31 protein-coding genes are annotated in these 25,813 nt (G+C 62.1%); 15 read left to right on the top strand and 16 right to left on the bottom strand.

Going from position 1 to position 25,813, the window contains the following annotated elements:
* Positions 1-113 precede the first annotated feature (113 nt).
* Positions 114-500: a GFA family protein gene (locus tag BN1233_RS17135; protein ID WP_046864812.1), complete on the top strand. Its 387-nt coding sequence runs from the start codon at positions 114-116 to the stop codon at positions 498-500.
* Between the two features lie 40 nt (positions 501-540).
* Here BN1233_RS17135 and BN1233_RS17130 read toward each other — a convergent pair whose 3' ends face one another.
* Positions 541-1,122, bottom strand: coding sequence for a J domain-containing protein (locus BN1233_RS17130; RefSeq protein ID WP_048708045.1), 582 nt, complete (start codon positions 1,120-1,122; stop codon positions 541-543).
* A 232-nt stretch (positions 1,123-1,354) separates the two neighbouring features.
* On the bottom strand, positions 1,355-1,765 hold the full coding sequence (locus BN1233_RS17125; RefSeq protein ID WP_046864810.1) for a hypothetical protein: 411 nt from the start codon (positions 1,763-1,765) through the stop codon (positions 1,355-1,357).
* A gap of 549 nt (positions 1,766-2,314) precedes the next feature.
* Here BN1233_RS17125 and BN1233_RS17120 point away from each other — a divergent pair.
* The 4 genes from BN1233_RS17120 to BN1233_RS17105 all read left to right on the top strand — a co-directional run bounded on the left by BN1233_RS17120 (position 2,315) and on the right by BN1233_RS17105 (position 5,136).
* Positions 2,315-2,521: a hypothetical protein gene (locus tag BN1233_RS17120; RefSeq protein WP_046865032.1), complete on the top strand. Its 207-nt coding sequence runs from the start codon at positions 2,315-2,317 to the stop codon at positions 2,519-2,521.
* Positions 2,522-2,738: 217 nt separating this feature from the next.
* Positions 2,739-3,275: a lytic transglycosylase domain-containing protein gene (locus BN1233_RS17115; RefSeq protein ID WP_063776636.1), complete on the top strand. Its 537-nt coding sequence runs from the start codon at positions 2,739-2,741 to the stop codon at positions 3,273-3,275.
* Between the two features lie 652 nt (positions 3,276-3,927).
* The gene (locus BN1233_RS17110) at positions 3,928-4,590 is read left to right on the top strand and encodes a peroxiredoxin (RefSeq protein ID WP_046864809.1); all 663 of its coding nucleotides are present in this window, start codon (positions 3,928-3,930) and stop codon (positions 4,588-4,590) included.
* Between the two features lie 180 nt (positions 4,591-4,770).
* Positions 4,771-5,136, top strand: a complete 366-nt coding sequence (locus BN1233_RS17105) for an SPW repeat protein (RefSeq protein ID WP_046864808.1) — start codon at positions 4,771-4,773, stop codon at positions 5,134-5,136.
* Between the two features lie 352 nt (positions 5,137-5,488).
* On the opposite strand, the gene BN1233_RS17100 is transcribed toward BN1233_RS17105, so the two are convergent.
* The 5 genes from BN1233_RS17100 to BN1233_RS17085 all read right to left on the bottom strand — a co-directional run bounded on the left by BN1233_RS17100 (position 5,489) and on the right by BN1233_RS17085 (position 8,890).
* Complete coding sequence (locus BN1233_RS17100) at positions 5,489-5,953, bottom strand: response regulator (protein ID WP_046864807.1); 465 nt, start codon at positions 5,951-5,953, stop codon at positions 5,489-5,491.
* Between the two features lie 529 nt (positions 5,954-6,482).
* Complete coding sequence (locus tag BN1233_RS17095; RefSeq protein ID WP_046864806.1) at positions 6,483-6,725, bottom strand: hypothetical protein; 243 nt, start codon at positions 6,723-6,725, stop codon at positions 6,483-6,485.
* Positions 6,726-6,909: 184 nt separating this feature from the next.
* Positions 6,910-7,326, bottom strand: a complete 417-nt coding sequence (locus tag BN1233_RS17090; protein ID WP_046864805.1) for a response regulator — start codon at positions 7,324-7,326, stop codon at positions 6,910-6,912.
* Positions 7,327-7,478: 152 nt separating this feature from the next.
* A complete protein-coding gene (locus BN1233_RS47020; protein ID WP_154678271.1) occupies positions 7,479-7,655 on the bottom strand; it encodes a hypothetical protein in 177 nt (58 codons plus the stop codon).
* Positions 7,656-8,098: 443 nt separating this feature from the next.
* A complete protein-coding gene (locus BN1233_RS17085) occupies positions 8,099-8,890 on the bottom strand; it encodes a SpoIIAA family protein (RefSeq protein WP_046864804.1) in 792 nt (263 codons plus the stop codon).
* Between the two features lie 908 nt (positions 8,891-9,798).
* Here BN1233_RS17085 and BN1233_RS17075 point away from each other — a divergent pair.
* The gene (locus tag BN1233_RS17075; RefSeq protein ID WP_046864802.1) at positions 9,799-10,233 is read left to right on the top strand and encodes a hypothetical protein; all 435 of its coding nucleotides are present in this window, start codon (positions 9,799-9,801) and stop codon (positions 10,231-10,233) included.
* Between the two features lie 93 nt (positions 10,234-10,326).
* Positions 10,327-10,758: an IS1096 element passenger TnpR family protein gene (locus BN1233_RS17070; RefSeq protein WP_046864801.1), complete on the top strand. Its 432-nt coding sequence runs from the start codon at positions 10,327-10,329 to the stop codon at positions 10,756-10,758.
* 51 nt (positions 10,759-10,809) lie between these two features.
* Here the strand turns inward: BN1233_RS17070 and BN1233_RS17065 are convergent, their stop codons facing one another.
* Positions 10,810-11,382, bottom strand: a complete 573-nt coding sequence (locus BN1233_RS17065) for an undecaprenyl-diphosphatase (protein ID WP_048708048.1) — start codon at positions 11,380-11,382, stop codon at positions 10,810-10,812.
* Positions 11,383-11,635: 253 nt separating this feature from the next.
* Between BN1233_RS17065 and BN1233_RS17060 the strand changes: the two genes are divergently transcribed.
* The 8 genes from BN1233_RS17060 (at position 11,636) to BN1233_RS17025 (ending at position 18,225) form a co-directional block, all read left to right on the top strand.
* A complete protein-coding gene (locus BN1233_RS17060; RefSeq protein ID WP_197094539.1) occupies positions 11,636-12,619 on the top strand; it encodes a tripartite tricarboxylate transporter substrate binding protein in 984 nt (327 codons plus the stop codon).
* A 54-nt stretch (positions 12,620-12,673) separates the two neighbouring features.
* Positions 12,674-13,126, top strand: coding sequence for a tripartite tricarboxylate transporter TctB family protein (locus tag BN1233_RS17055; RefSeq protein ID WP_046864798.1), 453 nt, complete (start codon positions 12,674-12,676; stop codon positions 13,124-13,126).
* 34 nt (positions 13,127-13,160) lie between these two features.
* Positions 13,161-14,660, top strand: coding sequence for a tripartite tricarboxylate transporter permease (locus BN1233_RS17050; RefSeq protein WP_046864797.1), 1,500 nt, complete (start codon positions 13,161-13,163; stop codon positions 14,658-14,660).
* Positions 14,661-14,671: 11 nt separating this feature from the next.
* Positions 14,672-15,124 (top strand): PaaI family thioesterase, encoded by a 453-nt coding sequence (locus tag BN1233_RS17045; protein ID WP_046864796.1) that lies wholly within the window; start codon positions 14,672-14,674, stop codon positions 15,122-15,124.
* Positions 15,125-15,211: 87 nt separating this feature from the next.
* On the top strand, positions 15,212-16,405 hold the full coding sequence (locus BN1233_RS17040) for a CaiB/BaiF CoA transferase family protein (RefSeq protein ID WP_046864795.1): 1,194 nt from the start codon (positions 15,212-15,214) through the stop codon (positions 16,403-16,405).
* A gap of 26 nt (positions 16,406-16,431) precedes the next feature.
* Positions 16,432-17,220, top strand: coding sequence for an enoyl-CoA hydratase (locus tag BN1233_RS17035; RefSeq protein ID WP_046864794.1), 789 nt, complete (start codon positions 16,432-16,434; stop codon positions 17,218-17,220).
* Between the two features lie 99 nt (positions 17,221-17,319).
* Positions 17,320-17,673 carry a DUF1428 domain-containing protein gene (locus BN1233_RS17030; protein WP_046864793.1) on the top strand — a complete coding sequence of 118 codons (354 nt, stop codon included), beginning with the start codon at positions 17,320-17,322 and terminating at the stop codon, positions 17,671-17,673.
* Between the two features lie 336 nt (positions 17,674-18,009).
* A complete protein-coding gene (locus BN1233_RS17025; RefSeq protein ID WP_046864792.1) occupies positions 18,010-18,225 on the top strand; it encodes a type II toxin-antitoxin system HicB family antitoxin in 216 nt (71 codons plus the stop codon).
* 530 nt (positions 18,226-18,755) lie between these two features.
* Here the strand turns inward: BN1233_RS17025 and glgX are convergent.
* The 8 genes from glgX to BN1233_RS16995 form a co-directional block, all read right to left on the bottom strand.
* A complete protein-coding gene (gene glgX, locus BN1233_RS17020; protein ID WP_046864791.1) occupies positions 18,756-20,945 on the bottom strand; it encodes a glycogen debranching protein GlgX in 2,190 nt (729 codons plus the stop codon).
* A 150-nt stretch (positions 20,946-21,095) separates the two neighbouring features.
* On the bottom strand, positions 21,096-21,716 hold the full coding sequence (locus BN1233_RS17015) for a LysE family translocator (protein WP_046864790.1): 621 nt from the start codon (positions 21,714-21,716) through the stop codon (positions 21,096-21,098).
* Between the two features lie 237 nt (positions 21,717-21,953).
* Positions 21,954-22,169, bottom strand: coding sequence for a hypothetical protein (locus BN1233_RS47015; RefSeq protein ID WP_147707348.1), 216 nt, complete (start codon positions 22,167-22,169; stop codon positions 21,954-21,956).
* A 202-nt stretch (positions 22,170-22,371) separates the two neighbouring features.
* Positions 22,372-22,752, bottom strand: coding sequence for a cupin domain-containing protein (locus BN1233_RS17010; protein ID WP_046864789.1), 381 nt, complete (start codon positions 22,750-22,752; stop codon positions 22,372-22,374).
* Positions 22,753-22,820: 68 nt separating this feature from the next.
* Positions 22,821-22,994, bottom strand: a complete 174-nt coding sequence (locus tag BN1233_RS47010) for a hypothetical protein (RefSeq protein WP_154678270.1) — start codon at positions 22,992-22,994, stop codon at positions 22,821-22,823.
* A gap of 876 nt (positions 22,995-23,870) precedes the next feature.
* A complete protein-coding gene (locus BN1233_RS17005) occupies positions 23,871-24,326 on the bottom strand; it encodes a hypothetical protein (protein ID WP_280139396.1) in 456 nt (151 codons plus the stop codon).
* Between the two features lie 147 nt (positions 24,327-24,473).
* On the bottom strand, positions 24,474-24,809 hold the full coding sequence (locus BN1233_RS17000; RefSeq protein ID WP_046864788.1) for a hypothetical protein: 336 nt from the start codon (positions 24,807-24,809) through the stop codon (positions 24,474-24,476).
* 36 nt (positions 24,810-24,845) lie between these two features.
* The gene (locus BN1233_RS16995; protein WP_046864787.1) at positions 24,846-25,352 is read right to left on the bottom strand and encodes a hypothetical protein; all 507 of its coding nucleotides are present in this window, start codon (positions 25,350-25,352) and stop codon (positions 24,846-24,848) included.
* Positions 25,353-25,813 lie beyond the last annotated feature (461 nt).

Here is a 25,813-nt window from a genome sequence, read left to right as displayed (position 1 = left end):
GGTCCGTGCCGAGGCGACGTTACAGGGCGCGTCCGGGCAAAATGGGGCGTGCGGTTAGCACGCAGTCGAGCCCGGGTCCAGGACGTGGAATCATCAAAGCGGGAAGAGCCGACATGAACCAAACGAGAACTGGCGGTTGCAGTTGTGGCGCGGTGCGGTTTCGCGTTGACGGCGATCCCGTTCGTGTCGGGCTCTGTCATTGCACGACGTGCCGCAAGGAAACCGGCAGCGTCGTGATGGCCTTCGCGGTCTGGCCGAAGGCGCGCTTCAAGGTCACGGGAGAGACGAAAGGCTGGGGCCACAGGCAATTCTGCCCGACCTGCGGCTCGCGGCTCTTCCAAGCCAGTGACGAGAGCGACGAGGTCGAGATCAAGCTCGGGACCCTGGATGATGCCCCGACCGGGCTCACGCCGGTCCGTGAGCTCTGGACGAAGCGCCGTGAGCCCTGGATGCACCCGGTCTCAGATGCAGCGCAATTCGCGGAGAACCGCAATCCGTGAAGGATATTTCCGGAGAGCGACACCGAGCGCGCGCCCCGCCCTACCCACGGATCTTCCGTAACGCGAACAGGTTGTTGAAGACGGTCTCGGCTTCCTTGAAGCGTCGCTCGGCCTCCTCCTTTTCGTCGGCCGGCCGCGCGTCGGGATGCAATTGCTTCCGATAGGCCGTCCTGACGGCTTTCAGGACGAAATCCGGGCATCCCTCGTCCAGGCCGACACGCCGGTAGAGCGGGTTGCCGCCCCTAGGGGCTACGGAGGCCAGCTTTCGCTCCTGCCAGCGGATCGTATCTCGGGCCTGGAGCAGCACGCTTTGCAGGTCCGCGACCTTCTTTTCGGCCGCCTCCTTCTCGATGCGCAGTCGAGCCAGTTCCTTCGCAATGGCCTCCGCGACCGAGGAGTGCTCCTGTAGTGGGGGGTCGGGCTCGGTCTCCCCGGCTTCCTCGCCTCGAAGCTGCTCGATACGAGAACCGACCTCGCCATGGAGGCGGCGGGCGCCCTCCGTCGTGCGCTGGGCAAGCTCATCGATAACGATTTGAAGGAACAGGGCATTCTCCCAATGCTCCTTCGCCAGCCTGTAGAGGTCTTCGAGGCTGTTGTGTCGATAAGGGCGCTCCTTGCGCATGAGAGCCGTTCGGTGCCGCCGATCTCCTTCTTGGTCCGCCATGATGCGGACCGAGCGATTACGGAGGCCTTAACGATTCTCGAGCAGCAGGATGGACCACGCCGCGCGTCCTGCTTCCGACCGGATTGCGAAGCATCAAACGGCAAATGCTCGTGAGACTCGTTCTCTCACGAGCGCCAGGTATTCCATCCTCGGGCCGGGGGAGCCGTGCCCGGCCCGTAAAGATGGCGCGTCAGTGTTCGGCCATTGCTTCCGCATGACCATTGGCATGGCCATTCGCGTGCCCATTGGCATGGCCATTGCCGTTCTTCACCCCGCTCGTGACGACGGCCCGCAATCCGGCCTCGAGTTCCGCAAGGTCAGAGGCCTTGCTCGCCGGCGCAGTGATCGCGACGGTCTTGGCAGGCGTACCGACGACCCAATCCGATTTCTGGAATCCGATGACGCCATTGTTGATCCGGATGTGCCGGCGTTCGATGACCTCACCCGTCTTGGTGTCGAGGACATGCCACCACTCGGACGGCGTCTGCTCATCGACGAGGGACAGGAACGCCTCGGCCACCGAGTCGAAATCCCGCACGAATCCGCGCATTCCGACTTCCTGGGTGGCCTCGTGGCCCGCGAAAAGCAGGTACTGCTTCATGGTAAGTTCCCCTTGTTTACCCTCAGGTAACCAAGGGGAATATCGGATCAAAACGGGCTTGACAAGCATTGGCCGATTCGGTGCTCGGCCCGTTGGAGTCCAGGTGGAATCTTGTTGGTTCTGTCAACTTGTATCAATTTTGGATGCTTGTCGCTGAAACAAACGACGCAAGCCTCATTGACGCCAAGACTCGACTCGTAGTCCCCGCATCGAAAGTTCGTCATCGAACAGAGACGGAAACGACGGTCGATGAGGGCCCGATCACGCTTCTGAAAGAGATGGGGTCAGGCCGGGGGCGTGCGATGAATGCGCGAAATCGCCGGTCGATTCGAGCCGGGCCAGTCCCGATCAGTGCCTGCGATACATCGTCAAAAAGAGGTAGGCCCGCAAATCTTCCCTGCGTTCGATGACAGCATCGAAGGCAAGCGACATCATAGGAATTTCGTCGCGATCCTCCGGGTTCTCCCGGCACGTGCAATCTCGGTATTCGGCGCCCCGCTTGGAACATCCGCACCTTCCCTCGGTTGTGCGCCGAAGGAGGTTGCTCTCATGAAGCTCGCGGATTTTCTCAAGAAGATCGAGGGGCTCGATCCGAATACCGTCCTGTGCGTCGCCGAAGTCGACGAGGCGTTCGGTTCGGAAGTGGCCGATGTCGAGGTCGTCAGCAACGCGCGGCAGCGAAGTCCCGATGCAGCCGATCAGGAGAACGTCGAATTGGCGAATGGAAGCGAGACGGTGATCGTGGTTCGCTGGTAGAGGTGCATGGGGTTTCGGCTCGAGGGTGCCATTTGTCCCCATAATCCCCAGGGTTCGCCCATTGGAACCCGACCATCCGTGGGAAAGCTGGATCCGTTGGGCCGGGATCCGCCGGCAGGAGGCCGTGCGGAGCCTCCCGTCCGATGCGTTAAAGCCAAGCTAACACAAAGTCGCCGCGATCTGCCGTGAACTGTCTCCCTTCATCCAGGGGGCATTCATGATCTCTCGTCTCGCTCTTGGCTGCTTGCTGGCGGTGGTGGCGCTGCCCGCTACAGCTTCCGATCAGGTGTCCATCGATGCTCTCGTCGCGCGGTATGCAAAGATGCATGGCGTGCCCGAGGCCCTGATCCATCGCGTCATCCAGCGGGAGAGCGGCTACAACCCCCGTGCCGCGAATCGCGGTCATCTCGGCCTCATGCAGATCCGTCACGACACGGCACGCGGGATGGGCTACAGGGGTCCGGCCTCCGGCCTTCTCGATGCGGATACGAATCTGGCTTACGGGGTTCCCTATCTCGCGAATGCTTATCTCGTTGCAGGAGGCAATCCTGCCCGCGCGATCTCGCTTTATTCGCGGGGCTACTATTACGAAGCCAAGCGCAGGGGGCTCCTGGGCGCCCTGCGAACGGCCGCTACGACGACCTCGGCCGCTGAGGATCCGGCGGCAACCCAGCCGCCGACTGTTGCCTCATGGTTCGCATCCGTCTTCTCGCCGCAAGCAAGCGCGGCTCGGTCGGCGGTCGCTGACCGGTAGTCCACCTCTTAGAGTCTGACTCAAAACTCACCGCCTCTCTGGGCGGTTGGGATTCCAGCGACGTGAGAGGGCTTGGATCGGGCGACTTCGAGCCGGCTCCGCTCTATCAGGTCGGGATTGGATGCCTCCATGCGCCGTTTTCAGTCAGACACTTAGGGCGGAGCCTCGGGCCACAGCACCCAGGCATCTCGCTTGAGCCGCCCGCATGCGGGGCCGGAGCCGGCCTGATCGCGGACCTGTCCCAATGCCGTCCGACGCCTGTGTCGAGCATTGTTCCTGCGTGCACATCAATGCGCGCCTGGTTGGCAAAGGCCTGGGTCGCCCGATGACATTCCAACCGTCGCGGCCTCTTGACAGGTTCCGAAGTTGGGCGAAACCTCGGGTTCGCCGTCCTCGGGAGACAATATGCCGGGCTATGTTTCCTGCCCGCACACCCGGAAGCCATCGGACATCATCCGGGTATCGGGCCGAGAAGGTTGCCCGAGATCGACGGGCAGGCAGAGCCGTAACGAACCGGTATGCCGATATAGGGTTGTCGGCATCGCGCATCATCAGGCAGCGTCAAGTCTGGTCCGGCCTGTTCCCGCCCCATTCCTTCCCGGCCCATGATCGGGAAATGCGCTCACGAGGAACCGAAAGCGCGGAGGAAGCCATGACTCTTCAGATCGGCAGCACAGCACCGGATTTCGAAGCTGAGACCACAGAGGGTCGGATCCGGTTTTATGACTGGATGGGAGATTCCTGGTGCGTGCTGTTCTCGCACCCCAAGGATTTCACTCCCGTCTGCACGACGGAACTCGGCTACATGGCGAAGATCAAGGACGAGTTCGACAAGCGTAATGTGAAAATCATCGGCCTCAGCGTCGATCCGGTCGACAGCCACCGACTGTGGCACGAGGACATCAGAGAAACACAGGGCCATGCGCCGAACTACCCGATGATCGGCGACCCCGACCTGTCGATCGCGAAGCTCTGGGGCATGCTGCCGGCCCATGCGACGGGTGACGCCTCGACTCGCAGTCCGGCGGATAACCAGACGGTGCGCAACGTTTTCGTCATTGGACCCGACAAGAAGATCAAGCTCATCCTCGTCTACCCGATGACCACCGGACGCAACTTCGACGAGGTGCTCCGGGTGATCGACTCGCTGCAGTTGACCGCGAAACACAAGGTCTCCACTCCGGTCAACTGGCAGAGGGGTGAGGATGTGATCATTGCCGGGTCGGTCTCGGATGAGGAAGCGAGGCAGACCTATCCCCAGGGCTGGCGATCTCCGAAGCCTTATATCCGGATCATCCCGCAGCCCGGGCAGTAGTGCAAAGCCGATCGCTGCAAGCCGGCGCGGGCTACAGGCGCGCCTGAATTCCTGCTGCAAGAAGTCCGGTCCAAGCGTAGAATGAATCAAGTCGGGTCCTGGAATGGCAGCGGCGCGCTGGACCCGCCACCATCGGAGAAGCGCCGTTTCGGGGGTGTGGACCTTGAAAGGAGGTCCGCCATGAAAGCTCTGTGGGAACGGGAGGACGCCGCGATCAACGGCTTGAATGCGGCTCTCGGCGTCATCCTTCTGATCTCCCCGTCGTTGCTGAATTTCTCGGTTGCGCCGATCGCGACCGGGACGGCCGTCACCGGTGGCATCATCATAGCCATGGTGGCGTTCGCCGCCTTCATGCGCCTCCTGGAATGGGAAGAGTGGGTCAATCTCACGACCGGGCTCTGCGTCATGTTCGCGCCCTGGCTCTTTGAGTTTGCCGGAATGAACTCCGCCGCCTGGACCCATACCATCATTGGATTGACCGTCTCAGCCCTGGCAAGTGTCGAACTCTGGCGTCTCCACGGGCCTCCGCCCCCGAGAGTGATATAAGGTCGTTTCGGCGGGAGGGGACGAGATAGCCCGTCACCTGTGGCGACCTCGCGGCGCGCTAATTGTGCGTGAGTTCTTTCTTTGCACTTTCCTCGTCACCACGAGTAGCAGACGAGGCATTTCGTTTTGAGATGGTAGTCTGGATTGCTTCACTTCGTTCGCAATGACGAAGTGGGCATGAGGGCGCGAGGAGCACGGCCGGAAACGGCAAGAGGCGCCAGATCCACTTCCGTCCTTGCGAGCCGCAGGCGAAGCAATCTACCCGTCGACCGATGCGCTCCTGGATTGCTTCACTGCGTTCGCAATGACGGGTGTGGCGGCGTAACGGCCGACTATCCGGTCTCGAATTTCATCATTCCGTTGTAAGCGTGAAGTATCTCTCCTGATGCGCTTCGCCGCTGATTTGACTCCTGAACATGTTCGACAGCAGCTTCACGACGAGAATGAATTCGAGCGGTTTCTCCGCCAAGGACACATCCCCGAGATCGACCGTGTGGGCATCGCTGTCTCGCCACGAGGTATAGAACAGGAACGGGATGTTCCTGCTGTAGAGTTCATCGGCGAACTCGAAGGAAATCCCGTCCGACACCGTGATGTCGAGAACGACAACGTCGGGTCTGTCCTTCTCGATATACTCCATCGCGTCCGCAATCGTACCGAACGGTCCTAGGAGAGTAAAACCGGCCTCCGTGATGGCCTCGACGAGCGGCAGGTTCGGCAACGCATCGTTCTGAAGTAGCAACACCCGTAGGAGAGACCGTGAGCCACCTCCTGCAACTGCGCCACCCTTCTCCGTTGCCGGCCCGATGACTGGCATTGCTCTATCCTCGTTCCGCTCCTCGCAGGAGCGCCCGTCGGGGACAGGTCTGTCGTTCTCGCGGCCGGAGCGGGTTCGATTCAGCTTGAAGGTCTCCCGCTTGCAAGCTCTTGCTCGAGCACGATCTCGGAGGTAAGCCGTATTTTGCTTTTCCGATCATCCTGCAACGCTGCCGCTCCTGAAGGCTTCCGAGCAAGCGCTCCATTAGGCGTATGGCCCTGCTCGGACGCCATCCCAATCGCCATCGTTTCGGATGTAGTGGAGGAAAATACGGGCGCAGCTATAATCTTGTCTGTCGGCAAGCAGACAGGGGAGTTCGACCCAGGGCGAGGTGCTTACGTCACGCAAGCCTAGAAGGAGCATGCAGCGTTGAATTTATCGCGGATCGCTGCCTTCCAGCATGTGCGGGCCAATACGTGTTTCACCGCGCGCCACCGTCTCCGAAGAGAGCGCTCACGCACGTTCCAAAGCCGCTCTTGAATGTCCGACGATGCCAGGAACGGCCGTACTTTGCCGTGCCAATCCCGACCTAAGCAATCTTCCAGGCGGACAGCCTTGCGTATTCCACGGCCCCCGTATGGAGGCGTTCTGCATCCCGCTCGCCGTCCAGGCTGCGCTCGATGATGAACCGGGCTAACTCATAGCGAACCGTGCACGGATCGAAACTGCCTCGGCCGAGAGTGGCAACGGCGGACTCGAAGGCCTGCACGGCGGTCCTCAGGTCGTCAGGATCGAGGAAGCGAGCCCTCTCGGATGTCAAGGAAGGAACCATCGGTCATCCTCCCGGTCTGCCTGCAGGGGGGCCGTTCACTCTCTCGCCCGCAAGCACGATGCGGAGCATAGCCGGAAAGGCTATGCTCGTCCGAAATCGGTAGTCCGAAATTAAGGCCGAGGTATGGCCGCCCGCGCTCCAGGCAGGTGCCTGCCGAAGGCGCTTCCGCCCAGCAGATAGCTGCTCAGTGGACGTTCTGGGCTCCTTTATCGGCAGTTGGAGCCATGGCCATTTGCCGAACGAGGCTCACGATGGTCGAGGGCTGATAGGGCTTGGTGATGAACGGGACGTCGGCCGGCAATTCCCCGAGCAGAGGTCCCTCGTGACCGGAAATCGCGATGACCCCAACGCCAGGCCAGCGCTCGCGGACAACTCTCGCCAGATCGAAGCCGCTCATTGCACCCGGCAATGCCACATCCGTCATGACTACGCGCACATCGAGCCTGACTTGGAGAATTGCGACCGCCTCGTCCGCGCTCATGGCTTCGAAGACCTTGAAGCCGGCATCCTCGAGAAAGTCTGACGCATAAACGCGAAGAAGCGTTTCGTCCTCCACCACGAGCACCGTCACGCGCGGCTCGGGCGTATCGATCTGGCCCATTCGATCCCACCTCACGAGGTCCGGCTGATCTGTCCGGGATTCCAGGCGCCATCACCCCTGAAATGATGGCACACGAAACGTGCGGTCAGGTGATCGTCCGAACGAGCTGCCTCATAGACTCCAGTGCATCGGCGCGCAGATTGTCTCCATTCCTATTCGTCCTCGAAGGCTTGTCCGAGGATGAACCCGACCAGACTCTCTTTCGTCCAGCAGGGATCGGAGCGGCTTCGGTCGACAACTGCCGGAGCAGCTTCGAACTCTTCGAAAACGACGCGCAGCTCATCCGGATACAGGGATCGAGCCGTCACCGGCGGAAAGCAATGAATCATCTGCACTCCTCCCAGCCCACCGACATGCGGGAGCTTTCTACTCTCTCGCTTGATGGCTCGCTTCGAACCGTATGCCGGGGTTCAGGGCTGGGCTATTCCCCTAATTGTTTGTTCAGAGTACAGCCAAGGTATTATGGGAAATGGGCATTGATTACCAAGAACGATAATATCATGGCAGATCAAGGATCAAAAGGGTAGACGATGCTCCGCATCGCTACTGTATTGATGCTGATGACGATTGCTCCGCCAGTCGGTGCCGAAAACTCGGCGGATGCGACAACCGTGGCCCGGGAAAGCCAGCCTGGGCAACAGGCTCCCAAGCGTGACTGTGAGAAGCGCACCGAGGGCGTGAGTGCCTGAACACGCGCGCTACGATCCACTTGTTCCCCAGGCGCGATGCGCATCTCTCAGCGCTGCCAACAGCAGAGATGTCGCGGCATTTTCTACGCCTCGGCGGGCTTCGCCTCGAGCCACTCCCAGGCCTTGTCCTCCTCGTCACGCCCGAAGTGACGGGTCTCGGTCCGCACCATGGGCGCGACGCTATGCAGGATCTTGTCCAACCAGTTCGGACCGCCGACCAGCGCATAGCGCTCCACCTGCCTCAGGCCACGCATTTTGACGGACCACAGCGCCTCGTTGCGCAGTGCATCGAGGCTCACACCGTCGAAATCGATGACTCGAACCAGGATGCGCAGCCGTTCGTGAGCCTTGAGTGCGTCGTCGAAGGTCGACACCAGAAGGCGCATGTCCTCGCTTCGGATCTTTCCCGTGATCTCGAATGCGATCACATCGGGTCTCGTGGTTTCGATGAGGCGAATTGCCGGCGTGGCATGGGCGTGGGGCTCGCCGCCCTCATGCTGGCCCCGAGGTTCCGGTTGTGAAGCCCATTCCATGGCGGCGTCTCGCTCCGACGGAGCGAACGCGCGCACCTCTATTCGCGGCAGAATGCGATTCTGCACCTCGGCCAGAGTGCGAAGCCATTCCTGACTCGTGACGATCGCGACGCGCGGAAAGCGATGGAGATCTCGCAGCCTTCCGAGGCTGTAGCTCAGGTCTTTTGCGATGGCTCCGGCGGTCATGCCCGACATGTCGACCTCGGCGAGCAGAGATACAGTCTCGCGGTGGGCCAGTGCTGCCTCGATCGCCCCGATACCGCGTTCAATGTCAGCCTCGTCCACCCGGCCCGTCACCCGCATCGCGACGACCTGATCCGGAGCGCTCAACAGTTCGAGCATGCTTCCTCCTCCGATGCATGTTGCTTTTCGGGTCGACTGCGACTCATTGAAACCGTCGCCGGCCCTTCGTCCTGATCTCCCTCAGATTTCCCTCGATGGCTCTCATACGGGTCATCAGACGGTCGATTTCTCTGGCAAGCCTCGAAACCTCGCCCTCCGCATCCTTCTGCTCATGTTCCGTGGGACCGTACTGCTGCCGCTGTTTGGCCAGTCTGATGCGGCCATTCAATGTCTCGTATTCCTGGTGAACACGGCGAAGCTCGCCGAGCAGATTCCCTTCCTCCGACATCCTGGCGCCCTCGGCTACGCACCGGGACTGGCCCCGTCCCGGCGCGGCTGCAGCCAGCATCACCCCGAGCGCTGGAAGCCGCAAGGGCTCAAGGCTCCGTCGGTCGACGTTTCGCGTACGGATCAGTACGACAGAGCCTTGGGCGAACTCCGGACCGCCCTGAGGCTCGGTCCCGGCTCTGCCCTTGGCCGGACGGCATGGCGCCGGGGCGACCGGCGCCAACGGAAACAATTCTCGAAACAGTGCCCTGCTGCCGCGCAATCCTCTGGCAACAGAGCTCTGCGACATTGCCCGGAATGCGCCATTCCTGAGTGGAGGCAGACATGAACCGCGCGGATCGCCAGAGCTCGCGCTGGGCCAATCTCGTTGCCATCGCCGCAGTGGCCTGCGCCCTTGGCGTGCTCTATCTGCCCCTGTTCCTGGGGTGAGGAGCGCGCTCCGTACCCGGCCCGGGCGGTCGGATCGTCCGGCCTCGCGGCTCTCGCTGCCCGGGAGCGTTCGGCTCCGATCATTTCGGTGTGCGCTATTCTCCTCGAAGCCCGAACCCGTTCACAGTGCGAGGAGTTGGACTTATGCTCCCGTTACGGCAGGAGCGAGGCGACAGCTTCAGGAGGCACTCGTGACGACACTCAAGGAGTTCGAGGAGGCATTGCGAGAGCAGGGCATGCACATGGCCCTCGCAGTCCTCGAAAAGCTGCGGGATCGTGACCGGGCCAAGCGGACCATCGCTCCGGCCCGCCGCGTCACCGGCCGCAAGATGACACCCGATCTGGCGCACCGCATCCTCGAGCTGCATGCAACCACCAACATGACCCAGCAGGAGATCGCCTTCAAACTCGGCGTGAACCAGGGCCGCGTGAATGAGGTGATCAAGCGCGGAAAATGGCTCACCGACGATCCCGAGGCGCCGGAGGCGATCGCACGTGACAAGGCTCTGGCTCGAGTCAGTCGGGGCGAGAGAACTCGGTCCCGCTCGACCCCCTCGGCGAAGCGCGGAAAACAGGGATCGCGCAAGCCAAAGGATCAGACACAATTGATACTCGGTGATCTGTAGAGCGCCCCTCGCCCCGGAGGACGTGCCCCGCACCAGCCAAGTCAGAGTCCGCCGGGCACCAGGACGCTGCGAGCCCCACGAACGAATTACGCAATGCCCGATTCCGAAACATCCATCCTTCGCGCAACCCTCGACACGAAGCTCTACCGGGATATCGAGATTCCCGACACGAAATCCCTCTACGACCTCGGCGAGGCGATCGTGGAAGCCTTCGATTTCGACCTCGATCATGCCTTCGGGTTCTACAGCAAGCTGAAGGGCCACATCTTCGATTCCCCGGTCAAATACGAGCTCTTCGCCGATATGGGGGAGAGCGATGCGCAGAGCGTGAAGCACACCCGCATCAGCACCGCGTTCCCGGAGGTCGGGGCGAAGATGATCTTCCTGTTCGATTACGGCGACGACTGGCGCTTTCACCTGGAGATGATCGGCAAAGGCCAGAAACAATCTCGCGTCAGATATCCGAAGGTCATTGCCTCGGTCGGAGAGGCCCCCGAGCAGTATCCGGATTACGAGGAAGGGTGATTGGGAGAGAGATGGGTGCGCGCTTACGCAGCGCGGTGTCGCCCCTTTCCCCTACCCGCGCAACGGCAACAAGCGCAAAGCCCAACCATCCAAGCGGCTGAACACGCCTGCTCCGGATCGCAGCATGATCTGCAGCGAAGCGAAGGATGCCAATGCGCTCACGGCTGCGGCGCCGATCATGTCGAAGGGGAAGTGAACCCCGAGATAGATGCGTGACCAGGCCACCAACAGGCCGAGGCCGGCAGTCGCCCATGCCAGGCGCCGAACGCCGAACAGGCCGAGCGTGATCGCATAGGTGAAGAACACCGTTCCGTGATTGCTCGGAAAGGAGAAACTGGGGCGGTGGTCCATCAACGTGTTCCCGATCCCGACCACGAAGGGACGCGGCGTATAGGCCCCGAGTCCGATGATCTGGTTCACGGCAAGGGCGGCCAAGAGCGCAAGCACGGAGGTGATCGCCATGAACCGCATCGCCCGCGTGCCTCCGGACCAAACGAGCGCAATGTGCAGGGGCACGAGCAGGATCAGGTATTTGGCGGCGAAGATCGCAATGATCACCAAAGCCTGGGGCGGCTCGGACGAGGCATTGAGTGCGAGAAAGAGTGTGTGATTGAGGCTGTCCACAACCATCTCCCGTCCGATAAAGGGCAATGCTCGGCGAGTTTGGTTAATCTCCCGTTAACCTGAGGCTCGGGGCCCCGACGGCCTCTGCCCTCGCATTGCCATTTCCCCGACCGGTCTTGACCTCGAACGATCGGCTGTTACCGTTCATGAAGCTGGGCGGTTCTTGTTGGCCGCCTGCACATCGGCCTCATCCGGAAGACGCCAGGACAGGAGCGTCGGAGCGGGCCTCGACATAAGTCATTGGGAGGGAACGGTGACGAAGACTGGAAGACGTGAGTGGCTGCGCGGCCTCATGGTCGCTTTGTGCGCAGCGCCCCTGCTCGCCGGCGCACCTGCTGCAGCGCAGGACGCAAACTATCCCAGCAAGCGGCTAAACTGGACGATCGCCTTCGGTCCGGGCGGCGGCAACGACATCATGTCCCGCACGCTCATCGACATCATCGAGAAACACAAGCTCTACCCGAACGACATCGTGGCCGAGAACCGGGCTGGCGGCAGCGGCGCCGTCGGCTGGGGATATCTCTTCGGCCAGAAGGGCAACCCCTACCATATCTCGAGCACGAGTGGCAGCTTCATCACGACGCCGCTCCAGGCGAACACACCCTGGAAGCCGGCCGATTTCACGCCCGTCGCGCTCCTCGCCTCCGACGATCTCCTACTTGTCGTCAAGGGCGATTCCAAGATCGGCAGCCTCAAGGAATTCATCGAGGAAGCGAAGAAATCACCCGCAACGATCGGCGGCATCGGTGCCGTCAACGTGGATTTCATCGTGCCGACGCTGCTCGCAAAGCAGGCGGGCTTCAAATTCGAGTATGTCTCCTTCAACAAGGCAGGCGAGCTGACGACGGCGCTTCTGTCGAACGCGCTGACTGCCATGATGGTGAATCCAGGCGAAGCGCTCGGGCTGATCAAGTCGGGCGACGTCAAGCCCCTCGCCTATAGCGGTGCCAAGACGCCCGCGGCGCTCGGGAACGTCCCGACCTTCGCCGATGCGGGCTATCACATCGAGGTTGCGATGCCGCGCGGTCTCGTCCTGCCGCCGGGCGTTTCCCCGCAGGTGCAGCAATGGTGGATCGACACCATGAAGAAGGTCGTCGAGACGCCCGAGTGGAAAAGCTACATCGAGAACCAGATCCTGACCGAGAACGTCAAATACGGCGAAGATTTCCGGACTTTCCTGACGAGAACCCAGGATGTGTTCGCGAGCACCTTGCGGGAGCACGGCGCGATCAAGTGACGTAGGCGTCATGATCCTCCGGCATCGGCACGACGATCTCGAAACAAGCGGACAATGAGAGCCATCTTCCTTCTCGGCGTGCTCTGCCTCGCGAGCTTCTACACTTATGTGGCCTTCGCGGACCTCAGCTTTCTCTCCTCGACGGGACGGCTGGGGCCCGGCTTTTTCCCGCGCCTCATCGGCATTCTCCTGATCGCCACGTGCGTCTACAGCCTACTCATGGAGGCCGCGTTCCGACTACCGCGGAACGAAGAGCATGATGCAGGGCACTGGGGCATCACGGCCATCGTCGCCGGGTTCTCGGCCGGATTCGTGCTTCTGCTCGAAATCCTTGGCGGGCTGCCGGCGATGATCCTGTTCATGCTCGGGATGCTGTCACTCCTGAACCGCGGGCGCATCTTGCAGAACGTCGTCGTCAGCCTGCTCCTGCCTGCTGCTCTCTATCTCATGTTCCATGTCTGGTTGAAGGCCTCCTTCCCCGAAGGCCTGATCTCGCTTCCGGGCTGATCCGGACGCGCTCGCAAAGGCTTCAGGAAGGCACATGGACTTTCTCGCCGATCTCTGGCTCGGGTTCTCGGTAGCGCTGTCGCCGATGAATCTCGTCTACCTTCTCATCGGTGCCGTGGTCGGCATGATCGTCGGCATCATTCCCGGCTTCGGTCCGTCTGCCGGCATCGCCATCCTCCTTCCCATCACCTTCGGGATGGATCCGACGGGCGCCGTCGTGATGCTGGCCGCGATCTACTATGCCTCCATGTATGGCGGCACGATCACCTCGATCCTGCTGAACACGCCGGGCGAATCCGCCACGGTCGCGAGTACCTTCGACGGCTATCCTCTGGCCCAGCAGGGCCGAGCCGGGCCAGCGCTCGTGATGCAGGCGGCAGCATCCTTCGTCGGAGGAACGCTCGGCGTCATTCTCATCTCGCTCCTGGCGCCCTTCTTCAGCCAGATGGCGCGCAATTTCGGACCACCCGAATACTTCCTGCTCGCCCTGATGGGCATCGGCATGATCGTCATCATGGTGGCGGGCAGCTGGCGCTACGGCGTGATTTCCGCGCTGCTCGGGTTTGCCATTGGAACGATCGGCGTCGACCTCGAAACCGGCCAGCAGCGCTTTACCTTCGGCTCGGCGGAGCTCATCGGCGGGATCGACTTCATCCCGATCGCGATCGGCCTCTTCGGTCTCGGGGAGCTCTTCTATGCCTTCTATCAGGGCCTGCATCTGTCGGGTACGGGCGGTATCGTCCAATACCGGAACGAGCGGCGCTTCTGGCCGGAGGCGCGCGACTGGATCGAGACCCGACTCACCCTGGTCAGGGGCTCGCTGCTCGGATTCTGCATCGGCGTCATCCCTGGCGCCGGCGCGACGATCGCATCCCTGATGGCCTATTCAGTCGAGAAGATCTCCTCGCGCACGCCCGAGAAATTCGGCAAGGGCGCCATGGCGGGTCTGGTCGGGCCGGAAGCCGCCAACAACGCTGCCTCCTCGGGAGCCATGGTGCCGCTCCTGACACTCGGCATCCCGGGCTCCGCCTCGACGGCCGTGCTGATGGCCGCCTTCGTGATGTGGGGCCTGCGTCCCGGCCCACTGCTGATGACCGAGCATCCCGAATTCGCCTGGGGATTGATCGCCAGCATGTATCTCGGAAACGTCGTCCTGCTGGCGATCAACATCTTCGCGATCCCACTCTTCGTCTGGATGGTGCGGCTGCCTTATCGGATCCTGGCGCCCTCCGTGATCCTGGTCTGCACGATCGGCACCTACAGCGTGAACGGCAGCATGATCGAGGTCTGGTTCATGCTCGCCGCCGGCATAGCCGGGTTCTTCATGAAGCTCTTCGGCTTCTCGCCCGCTGCGCTCGTGCTGGCGCTGGTCCTCGGGCCGCTCGCAGAGGAGGCGCTTCGGCAGTCTCTCACGATCTCGCGCGGCTCCTTCGCGATCTTCATCGAGCGCCCGGCCTCGCTCTGGATCCTCGCCGTCACGGCTCTGATGCTGCTGACGGTTCCCGTGATGCGCCGCTTCCAGGGCAAGGATTAGGACAGGACAGAATGGACGAGAACGCCGCCCGATCCGCTTTCGAGACCGCCCTCGACACCCATGCGCCCGCCTTCGGGACCTTCTTCCTCGCAAAGCTGCTGGGCGCCGAAATCTCCTACACACCGGAAAGCTGCATCGTCGAGATTCCGGTGCACGACTTCCTGTACAACCCGCAGGGCAGCCTGCACGGCGGCATCATTGCGTTCGCGCTCGACGTCTCGATGGGGCACCTCATCCACCACACGACCGGGCGCCCAGGCATCACCCTGGAGATGAAGATCCAGTATGTCCGCCCTGCCCTCTCGGGCCGTGTTCGCTGCGAAGGGCGCTTCCTCAAGAGAGGACGCACCATCAGCTACCTGGAATCCCGCATGATGGACGCCGACGGGAAGCTCGTGGCGGCCGCGACATCGACCTGGCAGATGCCGAAGGACACGGGCAAAGAGCGGGATCCGCGAACTTGATCCATCCGGAGTCCATGCGAAATCGATGAACGGCAGGAGTGAGCGAACTTTGTCTTCAGTGAGCCCATCCGAGTGGAGGTTGAGCCCATGAGTTTCGAACCGGCCTCGCGCGCGCTTTCGCGCTTCACCGTGCTCGACCTGACGCGCGTTCGCTCCGGGCCTACGGCCGTCCGGCAGCTCGCCGACTGGGGCGCGAACGTCATCAAGATCGAGATGCCCGAAGGGCTGGAAGCGGGGGAAGGTCCGGGCGGCCCGCGCCACGGGTCCGATTTCCAGAACCTGCATCGCAACAAACGCAGCCTCAGCCTCAATCTCAAGGCGGAAGATGGGCGCGCCATCCTCGAGCGTCTGGTGCGCGACGCCGATGTGCTCGTCGAGAATTTCCGGCCCGACGTGAAGTTCCGGCTCGGCATTGATTACGAGAGCCTTAAAAGCGTGAACCCGCGCCTGGTCTATGCCAGCATCTCGGGGTTCGGCCAGGACGGGCCCTATCGCGACCGCCCCGGCTTCGACCAGATCGCCCAGGGCATGGGCGGCCTGATGTCGATCACCGGGCTTCCAGGCCAGGGACCGGTGCGCGTCGGGATTCCGGTCGCCGATCTCACCGCCGGGCTCTATTGCGCGCTTGGCATCCTGGTCGCCCTGCTTGCCCGGGAGGAGACCGGCGAGGGCCAGTGGGTCCAGTCCTCCCTGCTCCAGGCCCAGGTCGCCATGCTGGATTTCCAGGCGACGCGCTGGCTGGTGGACGGCACCGTGCCCAAACAGGCCGGGAACAATCACCCGACCTCCATCCCGACCGGCGTGTTCGAGACTGCGGACGGACACATCAACATTGCGGTGACGGGCCAGAAGATCTGGGAGCGTTTCTGCCGCGCGATCGGCGCGCCGGAGTTGATCGAGCACCCCGACTACGCGACCTCGGCTCTGCGCTCGAAGAACCGGGATGCCTTGGGCGAGCGAATCAACGAGCAGACTCGGCAAGCCGACAGCGCTACCTGGGTGGAGCGTTTCAACGAGGCGGGCGTACCTTCGGGGCCGATCAACACGATCGACAAGGTTTTCGCCGATCCGCAGGTCCAGCATCTCGAGATCGCGCAAACCGTCACGTCTCAGGCGCTCGGACCTCTGACGCTGGTCGGCCAGCCCGTCACGCTGAGCGCGACCCCGAGCGAGCTGCGGCGCGCGCCTCCGGAACTCGGCGAGCACACCGACGAGATTCTGCGCGAGTTCGGCTACCGCGACGAAGACATTGCCGAGTTCCGGCGCAAGGGCATCGTGTAGTCCGCGCTGGCCGAAGGGGAACTGCCATGAGCACCAACAAGATGATCGCCCACAAGGCCGACGGGATCGGCTGGATGATCTTCAACAACCCCGAGCGGCACAACGCCGTCTCGCTGGAAATGTGGGAGGCCGCGCGCGAAATCATCGCCGATTTCGTTGCCGACGACGCCGTGCGCGTCATCGTTGTGCGCGGGGCCGGCGAGAAGGCCTTCGTGTCGGGCGCCGATATCTCGAAATTCGACAGCGAGCGCGCAGAGCAAGATGCGGTAAAGCGCTACGACGACGCAACGGAGGCGGTGTATGGCTCGCTGCTTGCCGCGCCGAAGCCGACGATCGCCATGATCCAGGGCTACTGCATCGGCGGCGGCGCCAATCTCGCGGTCTGTTGCGACCTGCGCATCTGCAGTGAGAGCGCCAAATTCGCGATTCCGGCCGCGAAGCTCGGGCTCGGCTACGGCTATACGCGCGTCCGGCGCCTGCTCAATGTCGTCAGCCCGTCTTTCGCCAAGGAGATCTTCTTCACCGCCCGCCAGTTCACGGCCGAAGAGGCGAAAGTGATGGGCCTGGTAAACCGCGTCGTGTCACACGCGGACCTCGAAAGCTTCACGACCAGCTACGCGCGGATGATCGCGGAAAACGCCCCTCTGACAGTGACCTCAATCAAGACGATCGTCGGCGAAGCCGTGAAGGACCCGGCCGATCGTGACATCGCGCTCTGCGACCGCCTCGTCCGGCAATGTTTCGAGAGTGAGGACTATGCCGAAGGGCGGCTCGCCTTCAAGGAGAAGCGCAAGCCGCAGTTCAAGGGGCGCTGAGCAGATTCCGAGTCCGGCCGGCGAGAAAAAGCGAAGCGCATTGTCGGATCGTCGCTCGCTCGATCGTCCTATGAATGATCCGAGTGAAGGGAGACACGGATGTCCTATGTAGACGGTTTCTTGGTCGCGGTGCCCAGGCAGAATCTCGAGGCCTACAAGAAGATGGCCCAGACGGCGGCCGCGGTGTGGAAGGAGTACGGCGCGCTCGAATATGTCGAGTGCATCGGAGATGACGTGCCCTATGGAGAGTACACTTCCTTCCCGCGAGCCGTGCAGGCCAAGGAGGACGAGATCGTCGTCTTCGCCTGGATAGTCTATGAGTCACGCGAGCAGCGCGATGCCATCATGGCCAAGGTGATGGCGGATCCGCGACTGAAGCACCACCCGGCGGACCTGCCGTTCGACGGCAGGCGCTTGATCTATGGCGGGTTCGAGAGCTTCGTGGAGATGTAGTGGCGATCGAGGGAGGGGCATCGTCACCTTCCCTGCCTGTCCTGAGGTTTCGCCTACCATGGAGGAGGTCTGGGTAGCCGTCGGGTGTGAATCCTCCTCCAAGAGTAAAGAATGAATTCATTGCTTCTAGCAATGACCCGGAACCCGAACGGCGACTGGAGAATTTCCGATATCGAGAAGCTCTGCCGCGCCTACGATATCCGATGTGTTCCGCCTACCGGAGGCGACTCTCTATAAGATCTCCCATCCCTCTCAGAGAGACATCCTGACGACCGATCAAAGCAGTTTACATTCGGAAGCTGGTTTCGTTTGTTCACTCGGTCGTGGACAGCACCAATGGCCACCCATGAATTCCGCATCGTCCTTGACCCCCTCCCCGAGGCGGAGGGAGGCGGCTGGCTTGCGACGGTCCCGGATCTCCCGGGTTGCATGAGCGACGGTGAAACGCCCGAGACAGCCCTGAAGAGCGTTCAGGACGCCATCAGCGCCTGGATCGAGGAAGCAGAATCCCTGGGCCGAGAATTCCCCCAGCCCACTCGACACGCTGCCTGACCTTTCACAGAGTCACATGGCGGCTCCGAACAGCGGGCGTAGTGGCGCGAACTGTGTCTGCCAAGGCACCTGCTCGGCGACGGATTCGAGCGAGGGTCTGTGGGATGTTGAGACAACATTTGGCTGGCTCCATGATCCAGATGAGTGAAGTAGGCCTCATGGAGATCCCTCGCATCCTCCTCCGTCTTTGCGAGCCGCAGACGTGATGTGCTGCCCTTTCCGCTGCACTTCCGTCCTTGCAAGTCGCAGGCGAAGCAATCTACCCGTTGACGAGTGCGCTCATGGATTGCTTCACTGCGTTCGCAATGACGGTGAGGGCATGAGGGCGCAAGGAGCACGGCCGAAACCAGAGTAACGCCGGACCCATCACCGTCATTGCGAGCCGGAGGCGAAGCAATCTACCCCTCAACGGGTTTGCTGCTGGATTGCTTCGCTCCGCTCGCAATGACGAAGAGGGCCGGCAGAGGCGTAGTGCTCAGGGCACGAACGCAACAGTCCCAATCAGTTCGTGTGAGAGGTATTGCCTCTACTCACACCCCACGTCGCTTCTCCGGCTTCATCTCCAACAGCAGCAACGAACGACCCGTCACCTCGTATTCCGTGCCGAAATCGTGCCGGGTGTGCTCGTCGAGAGTCGCCTGGTTCGTGTCGCAGAGACACATCCACCAAGCTCCGCCCACCACCTCCGGTAGCCGGAACTTCACGACGTCGTGGTAGGCGTTGAGGATGAGGAGCATTGTCACGTCGGTGCCGCGCCTACGGATCCCGGTCGGTTGCGCGCGGCCGTCGAGGATCAGGCCGAGACAGCGCGCGTGTGGGTCGGACCAATGCTCGGGCGTCATCTCATCGCCCGCGGGCGTGAGCCAGGTCGCATCCTTGACGTCGAGTTCCTCGTTGTACGCGCCCGAGAGAAAGCGACGGCGCCGCAGCATGGGGTGCTGCTGGCGTAGCTCGATCAGCCTTTTCGTAAACTCGAGGAGATCGCAGCCGTCCTGGGTGATCCCCTCCCAATCGACCCACGAAATCTCGTTGTCCTGCGCGTAGGCGTTGTTGTTGCCCTGTTGTGTGCGGGCGAATTCGTCGCCGGCCAGGATCATCGGCGTACCCTGCGAGAACAGCAGCGTCGCCAGCATGTTGCGAATTTGGCGCAGGCGCACGGCGCGGATTTCCGGATCATCCGTGGGTCCCTCGACGCCGTAATTGCACGAGATGTTGTGGCTGTGGCCGTCGCGGTTGTCCTCGCCATTGGCCTCGTTGCGCTTTTGCTCGTAGGTCACGAGATCGTTGAGCGTGAAGCCGTCATGGGCCGTGATGAAGTTCACAGAAGCCCATGGCTTGCGACCGCGCTTGTTGAAGAGGTCGGCCGAAGCAGTGATGCGGGAGGCCATTTCGGCCAGCTTGCCGTCTTCGCCCTTCCAGTAGGCGCGGATCGTGTCGCGGTATTTGTCGTTCCACTCCGCCCAGCCGGGAGAGAAGCGGCCGACCTGGTAGCCGCCGGGTCCGCAATCCCACGGCTCGGCAATGAGCTTCACCTCGGACAGCAGCGGATCCTGCAGGCACGCGTCGAGGAAGCGCCCATCCTCCTCAAAGCCCTGTGGCTCGCGGCCCAGGATGGTCGCGAGATCGAAGCGGAAGCCGTCGACCCGCATCTCATGCGCCCAGTAGCGCAGCGAATCCGTCACCATCTGGAGCACGCGCGAGTGGCTGAGATTGACCGTGTTTCCGGTGCCGGTATCGTTGATGTAGTAGCGGGGGTCCGGCGCGAGCCGGTAGTAGGATGCGTTGTCGATGCCCTTGAAGGAGAGCGTCGGCCCGAGCTCGTTGCCCTCGGCGGTGTGGTTGTAGACCACGTCGAGGATCACCTCGAGGCCTGCGTCGTGCATATGCGCGATCATCTCCTTCACCTCGTTGACGAAGGGTGTCGCGAGATAGCGCGGATGCGGCGCGAAGAACCCGATGCTGTTGTAGCCCCAGTAATTGCGCAGGCCCTTGTCGACCAGATAGCTGTCGTCCACGAAAGCATGGATGGGCATGAGCTCGATGGCCGTGACGCCGAGATCGCGGATATAGTCTGTCACCTCCTGGGTCATCATCCCCGAGAAGGTGCCGCGCAGTTCCTCCGGGACGTCCGGGTGGCGCATCGTGTAGCCGCGGAGATGCGTCTCATAGATGATCGTACGCTCCCACGGGATCTGCGGGCGCCGGTCGCGCCCCCAGGTGAAGGCCGGGTCGATGACGCGGCACTTGGGTATGAAGGAGGCGCTGTCGCGCTCGTCGAAGGACAGGTCCGCCTCGGGAGAGCCGATCGTGTAGCCGAACAGCGCCGGATTCCAGATCAACTCGCCGACATGCTGCTTGGCATAAGGGTCGAGCAGGAGCTTGTTCGGGTTGAAGCGGTGACCGGCCGCCGGCTCGTAGGGACCATGGACGCGATAGCCGTATGTGGTGCCGGGCCGCGCGTCCGGCAGGTAACCGTGCCAGACCTCATTGGTGAATTCGGGCAACTCGATCCGCTCGATCTCGGTGGCGCCGTCCTCGCTGAACAGGCAGAGCTCCACCTTGGTCGCGTTGGCCGAGAACAGCGCGAAGTTTACGCCGATGCCATCCCACGTCGCGCCGAGCGGGAACGGGCGCCCTTCGCGGACGTGCGACCGCCTCATGACCTTGGGCGAGACCGGCTTGGATGAGGCAGTCGCGGGCGTCTTCACGTCGATGGTCATATGGGGGCTCGGGCGCTGGGAAGGGAGCAGGCGGCCTGCCTGCACTGCCACAACGCGCGAGAGCCCCATTGGTCACGCCCGCAACAAAAAACCTTGGCCTTGCCTCGAAGCAAGCGGGAGTTGGAGAGCCCGTGTCGTCCGGCGCCGCGCCTATGGCCTGGCACGGGCCATCGCCAATCCCAGCCCGGCTCCCATCAGGAGGCCTCCCGAGAGGCGGTTCCTGAGGCGGCCCCGCGATGCCAAGAGCCAGCGCGCTCGTCCGGCCGTCACAGCCCATGCACCGTCGATCAGGACCGCGAGGGCCAGGAACGTGACCGACAGTACCGCCACCTGCAGGCCGATATCGCCTTCGGGCCGGACAAATTGCGGGAAGAAGGCGCCATAGAACAGCAGGGTCTTGGGATTGGTGACGGAGACAAGGAGACCCCGAGCGTAGATTGCCCTAGCGGATTTCGGCTCGGGATTCGTCCGGGTGAGATCGACGGGCGGTGCTCGCCACTCCTTGATCCCGAGCCCGACGAGATAGATCACCCCGAGCCAGCGGATCCATTCGAACCAGGATGCGGCGGCATGGAGCGCCTCCGTCATGCCCAAGGCGACGATACCGAGTTGAATGATCATCGCCGAACTCGTGCCAGCGACCGTCAACAGCCCGTAGCGGGCACCATACGCGACGCTGTTCGCGACGATCAGGACCACATTCGGCCCCGGCATGAGCATCAGCACAATGATGGCCAGGACGAATGCGAGAAACAAATCCAGGTTGGGCATTGCATGCTCCCTCGAAGGACGGGCCGACGGGATGCATCCGCTTCATCATTCGTGTGTCGCGCTACGCGCGGTCCGCGCTCTCGCCTGCAGGGAGATGCTTCCATCCGGGCGGATCGGCAGTTCCTGGCGCATGATGGCCGCCTTGGTCGAGGTGCTTTTCCGGAAGCGCTCCGGAGGTTGTCAGCCAAGCGGGCTTCCGGCAGAAGCCTTCCGGAAATCGCCACCGGTACCGGTCGGCTACCGTAATCCTCGCTTCTCCAGATCACCACGCCTGCGGCGATCATCCTTCGGTTGTTCACTGCCGCCCGCCAGCGCCGGGTCGTCATGTCCCGTCCAAATGCGGTTGCCCGGCAAGGGCTCTCCGGGCAGCGCGAGTTCGGGGCTGCTCTGGACAGGTTTCCGGCCGGAATGGGCACCCTGCCCTGCCGGCCCTTTGACACGCGTTTCGGGCATCGTCCGATACTCGTTTGCCCAGCCCCGACGCCGCCATCATAGCTTACGCAAGAACGTCAGGGACACTGGGCAGTTCCGAGCAAGACACGATGCCATGGCCGTGCTGAAATGCGGTTTCCCGAAAGCCGAGACGATCGATTCCGTAGCGAGCCCGAAGGATGGCCATTGAACCTGCATCAGCCTGCACGTGATAGGCCGGCGATCAGTTCTCACCTCCGACGGGGCTTTCGGCGGCCTCGCTGCTGCCTGGAGCAAGCTCGTAGTGCACGGCGAGCCAGATGGTCGGCTCGGTGGTATCGGTCCACTCGACCCGATGGCGCCGGCCAGCCGGAATCAGGATGTAGTCTCCCGGCTTGAGGGGCCGGGGTGCCCCATCGCCCTCGAACAGAAGTCCCGCTGCGCCGGAGACCAGAAGCACCCATTCGGGCCAGGCCTGCTCGTACCAGAAACCCGGCGGACTCGCCTGCCCCATGGAGACGATGCGCTCGATCCTGATCCCCTTGGCCGCAACGAGTTCCGTGAACTGTTCGTCCGGCGCTCCCCTGACGATATGATCGAAGATGTTTCCGTCTGCTCGCGTCATTGGCTCACCCTCATTGCAGGGCCAGCGCAGACGATAGCTGCCTGCCGAAATGCGCCTCCAAGGCCGCGTCAGACTAATGCGACCTCGGCCAGCGAGTAACTGGTGCTCCGCCCTCCTCCGGCATCCTTCCTCAAAATGCCGCGCTCTATCAGATCGCTGATGTCGCGCAGCGCAAACTCCGGCCAGTCCGGTAGATTATGAATATATCTCGGCATAATCACCGCACGTTTTGCGGAGATCATGCGGTTTATTCGCCGCAAGAACAATTACTGCAAAACACACTGGGATCGATGTTGCCATTCTCCACAACGGCGGAGCTATCACGGCACAACAGTGCAGCAGATTTCGACGCCACCAGAAGTGAGAATGCGCAAGGGCGGCAAAGCAGGTATTTACGTTCGGCTTAAACTACGAAGACGAGCACTACTTTGGCAGTTCGGCTCCAAAAGGCCGGAGTCCATCACAGCGGAGAACGGCACGACCGAGCAGCAGTTCATGGCGATCTTCGGGTGGAAGAGCCCGAAGCAGCCGGTCCCCACTGCACGAACAAGGTGTGCCGGAAGCGGCTCCCCGGCCGCGCCATGTACCTTATCGCCATGGACGAAACCGGGAATGATTGCCCCACTCTTTCGCCTCACCGTATGAGGGTGCGAAGAGAACCTGGAGGAGCCTAAGGACTTCAGCAGAGTTTTAGGGGAGTGGTGCCCAGGGGCGGGGTCTGCTTTTTTCAATAAAATCAGCGCCTTACGGGAAGTGGGAAACCGCCCGAGACGGCCAATTTTGGCCTATGTTCCTCTCAGGGTTTCCCACGCTCCCTGATGGTCTACACGCGCCCAAGCTGGCTTGCCACAGGCTTGCACGGGCCTATGGTGAAGTTTGAGCCAAGGGCAGCTACGCATGCTGACACAGACCATGGAGGTTCGCAGGGTCTGGATCGTGTGGGACGATCCCCCTGCCCTTACGTGAGCAACGTGAAGCGTCTCGCGGCTACGCCGCGTTCTGGGCAATTTGTCGCAGGGATGGCCCGTGTGGTTGGACGCCATGTCCATGGACGTTGCTGTGCTCGAAGCAAGCTCGTTCGCGTCGCCCCTCTGAATGATGATGCTCTCCTACCTTCCTTATACTCCCTGTGGGACCACGATCTCCGATGCCGTGATCTCCGGAAGCCCAGGCGGCCTCCCATCCACGTGGACGGTGATCGCTGGCTCCCTCGCGAGCAGATAGCTGAGGTGCGGCTTTGTCGGGACCTTCTGCCCGAGATACTCCAACAGGCTCTCCTCGCTGGCCCGGAACTGCTCCTGGGTCAGGGCACCCCGGAACAGTTCATAGGCGAGCCAGACCCGGAAGGTGCTCACGACATCGGTCTCGCAGTAGGCCGCGACCTCGGCGATACGCCCCTCCTCCACGTATCGAGCGACCTCGGAGCCGTCGATATCCTCCGGCTTTCCCGGATACCCGAGGGCACGACACAGGTCGTTGAGGCTGACCTTCCCCTGCTTGTCGAAGCACGCCAGCACATCGCACAAGTCGAGCGCATCCGTGCCATAGCGGTAGAAATAGCGGCGGCTTTCCAGGCCGGGGGTGGTGCCCGAAGGAATACCAGTTGGGTATCCTCGGCCACGACAAAAAGACGGTTGCCGATGACTACGGCACTGGAGAGTCGGTCGTCATCCTCAAGGAATGGATTGAGAAAATCGGCTGGTGAAATGTTCGCCGGGCGGTCAGGCCACGAGCCGCAACTCTGGTCCCGAGCGCACCTGGGTCATGGCCCGCGTGATCTTGGTCAGAGTGGTCCGTCCTTTCGCGGTCGGCACATACACCTGAGCCCGGCCGGTGGTTGCGGCATCGTCGCGAAGGAGCCCATGGCCGGGCTTGTCCGTGTGGCCTGATCCGAGGGTCTTGAGAGCGTAGCGCACCGAACCCTCGGATGTATCACCGACAGCTTCGGCCGTTTCCTTCACGCTGACCCCGTTTCTGGATGCCGCATGCACGAAAGCAATGGCGGTCTTGATCCGCATCTCGGGATCAATCCGGCGCAGCGTCTGGAGAGCCGCCACGAGCCCATCCAAGGAACCCTTCTTGGCGCGACCCTCTTACATTTGCTGCTCAAACTTCAAGGCATTGCGTGCATGAAACGCAGCCTCTTTGGCAGCCCGAGCTTCCTCATACTTGGCCTTGATCTCTGAATCCTTGGTCTCGATCTCCACATCCTTGGCCTTGATCTCTGCATTCTTTGCCTCGATCTCGGCAGTCTGACGACGGATTACCTTCAGGTTCTTGCGCTCTGCGGCCTCGTGGCACCGCACCTGAGCACTGAGTGCCGCAATCTCCGCTTTCTGCCGCTTGATCGTTTCAACCTGCTCGGCGATCCGCGCCTCCATGGCCTCGATCCGCTTCATCATCTTGACGATGGTGACGCCCTCGGGCCTCGCTGTGGGCTTGTTCCCCTGTCCCTCGAAAACGTCATCCGGTGATACCCCGGCCGCCTCCAGGTGCTCCCGGAGTTTGTGCAAGGCGACGACCGCCTCGTGCGCGTTGGTCGCGGGGTGGGCGGCGAGGGCGAAGAGCTTGCAGGCGAGGGTTGGGTTGAGCGCGGTCATGGAAAAATTGATTAACCAAATGTTTAAAAATCGTCCGAACCGATAACCCGACCGCCCGAATCACGTCAACGGGGTGCGCGCATCGCGATAAACTACGTGACGTAGTCAACAATAAGCACGCTTATAATTCTGGGGTGGTCAGCGCCTGCCCCGGCCGGATGGTCGTGGAGGCGTTGATGCCGTTGGCGCGGGTCAATTGCAGCGGGGTAATGGGGTGCTGGCGACTGGTGCCGAACAGGGTATCCCCGGCCTGGACGGTATGGGTGCGGTGCTCAGAGAACTTCCGGCTGGACCGAGGCCCACCACGAGCGCCCGTCGAAAGACAGGTATGCCCTGCTGACCTTCGGGACATCCCCGTGACCGAGCACTTCCGCATCGGGGTAACGGGTCAGAAGTTCTGCTACGAGTCTCGCCGTGGCAGCCTTTGGCGCTTCCATGTTGCGGACCTAGTCACGTGAATC

This window comes from Microvirga massiliensis (assembly GCF_001006805.1).
Taxonomy (GTDB): Bacteria; Pseudomonadota; Alphaproteobacteria; order Rhizobiales; family Beijerinckiaceae; genus Microvirga; species Microvirga massiliensis.
Note: the sequence above shows the minus strand (reverse complement) of the source record. Positions and strands in the feature narration are given on the sequence as shown.

Bases quoted from the DNA above. Each gene is read 5' to 3' on its own strand.
- BN1233_RS17135 (WP_046864812.1), top strand. From the start codon at position 114: ATGAACCAAACGAGAACTGGCGGTTGCAGTTGTGGCGCGGTGCGGTTT.
- BN1233_RS17130 (WP_048708045.1), bottom strand. From the start codon at position 1,122: ATGCGCAAGGAGCGCCCTTATCGACACAACAGCCTCGAAGACCTCTAC.
- BN1233_RS17125 (WP_046864810.1), bottom strand. From the start codon at position 1,765: ATGAAGCAGTACCTGCTTTTCGCGGGCCACGAGGCCACCCAGGAAGTC.
- BN1233_RS17120 (WP_046865032.1), top strand. From the start codon at position 2,315: ATGAAGCTCGCGGATTTTCTCAAGAAGATCGAGGGGCTCGATCCGAAT.
- BN1233_RS17115 (WP_063776636.1), top strand. From the start codon at position 2,739: ATGATCTCTCGTCTCGCTCTTGGCTGCTTGCTGGCGGTGGTGGCGCTG.
- BN1233_RS17110 (WP_046864809.1), top strand. From the start codon at position 3,928: ATGACTCTTCAGATCGGCAGCACAGCACCGGATTTCGAAGCTGAGACC.
- BN1233_RS17105 (WP_046864808.1), top strand. From the start codon at position 4,771: ATGAAAGCTCTGTGGGAACGGGAGGACGCCGCGATCAACGGCTTGAAT.
- BN1233_RS17100 (WP_046864807.1), bottom strand. From the start codon at position 5,953: ATGCCAGTCATCGGGCCGGCAACGGAGAAGGGTGGCGCAGTTGCAGGA.
- BN1233_RS17095 (WP_046864806.1), bottom strand. From the start codon at position 6,725: ATGGTTCCTTCCTTGACATCCGAGAGGGCTCGCTTCCTCGATCCTGAC.
- BN1233_RS17090 (WP_046864805.1), bottom strand. From the start codon at position 7,326: ATGGGCCAGATCGATACGCCCGAGCCGCGCGTGACGGTGCTCGTGGTG.
- BN1233_RS47020 (WP_154678271.1), bottom strand. From the start codon at position 7,655: ATGATTCATTGCTTTCCGCCGGTGACGGCTCGATCCCTGTATCCGGAT.
- BN1233_RS17085 (WP_046864804.1), bottom strand. From the start codon at position 8,890: ATGCTCGAACTGTTGAGCGCTCCGGATCAGGTCGTCGCGATGCGGGTG.
- BN1233_RS17070 (WP_046864801.1), top strand. From the start codon at position 10,327: ATGCCCGATTCCGAAACATCCATCCTTCGCGCAACCCTCGACACGAAG.
- BN1233_RS17055 (WP_046864798.1), top strand. From the start codon at position 12,674: ATGAGAGCCATCTTCCTTCTCGGCGTGCTCTGCCTCGCGAGCTTCTAC.
- BN1233_RS17050 (WP_046864797.1), top strand. From the start codon at position 13,161: ATGGACTTTCTCGCCGATCTCTGGCTCGGGTTCTCGGTAGCGCTGTCG.
- BN1233_RS17045 (WP_046864796.1), top strand. From the start codon at position 14,672: ATGGACGAGAACGCCGCCCGATCCGCTTTCGAGACCGCCCTCGACACC.
- BN1233_RS17040 (WP_046864795.1), top strand. From the start codon at position 15,212: ATGAGTTTCGAACCGGCCTCGCGCGCGCTTTCGCGCTTCACCGTGCTC.
- BN1233_RS17035 (WP_046864794.1), top strand. From the start codon at position 16,432: ATGAGCACCAACAAGATGATCGCCCACAAGGCCGACGGGATCGGCTGG.
- BN1233_RS17030 (WP_046864793.1), top strand. From the start codon at position 17,320: ATGTCCTATGTAGACGGTTTCTTGGTCGCGGTGCCCAGGCAGAATCTC.
- BN1233_RS17025 (WP_046864792.1), top strand. From the start codon at position 18,010: ATGGCCACCCATGAATTCCGCATCGTCCTTGACCCCCTCCCCGAGGCG.
- glgX (WP_046864791.1), bottom strand. From the start codon at position 20,945: ATGACCATCGACGTGAAGACGCCCGCGACTGCCTCATCCAAGCCGGTC.
- BN1233_RS17015 (WP_046864790.1), bottom strand. From the start codon at position 21,716: ATGCCCAACCTGGATTTGTTTCTCGCATTCGTCCTGGCCATCATTGTG.
- BN1233_RS47015 (WP_147707348.1), bottom strand. From the start codon at position 22,169: ATGCCCGAAACGCGTGTCAAAGGGCCGGCAGGGCAGGGTGCCCATTCC.
- BN1233_RS17010 (WP_046864789.1), bottom strand. From the start codon at position 22,752: ATGACGCGAGCAGACGGAAACATCTTCGATCATATCGTCAGGGGAGCG.
- BN1233_RS47010 (WP_154678270.1), bottom strand. From the start codon at position 22,994: ATGATCTCCGCAAAACGTGCGGTGATTATGCCGAGATATATTCATAAT.
- BN1233_RS16995 (WP_046864787.1), bottom strand. From the start codon at position 25,352: ATGACCGCGCTCAACCCAACCCTCGCCTGCAAGCTCTTCGCCCTCGCC.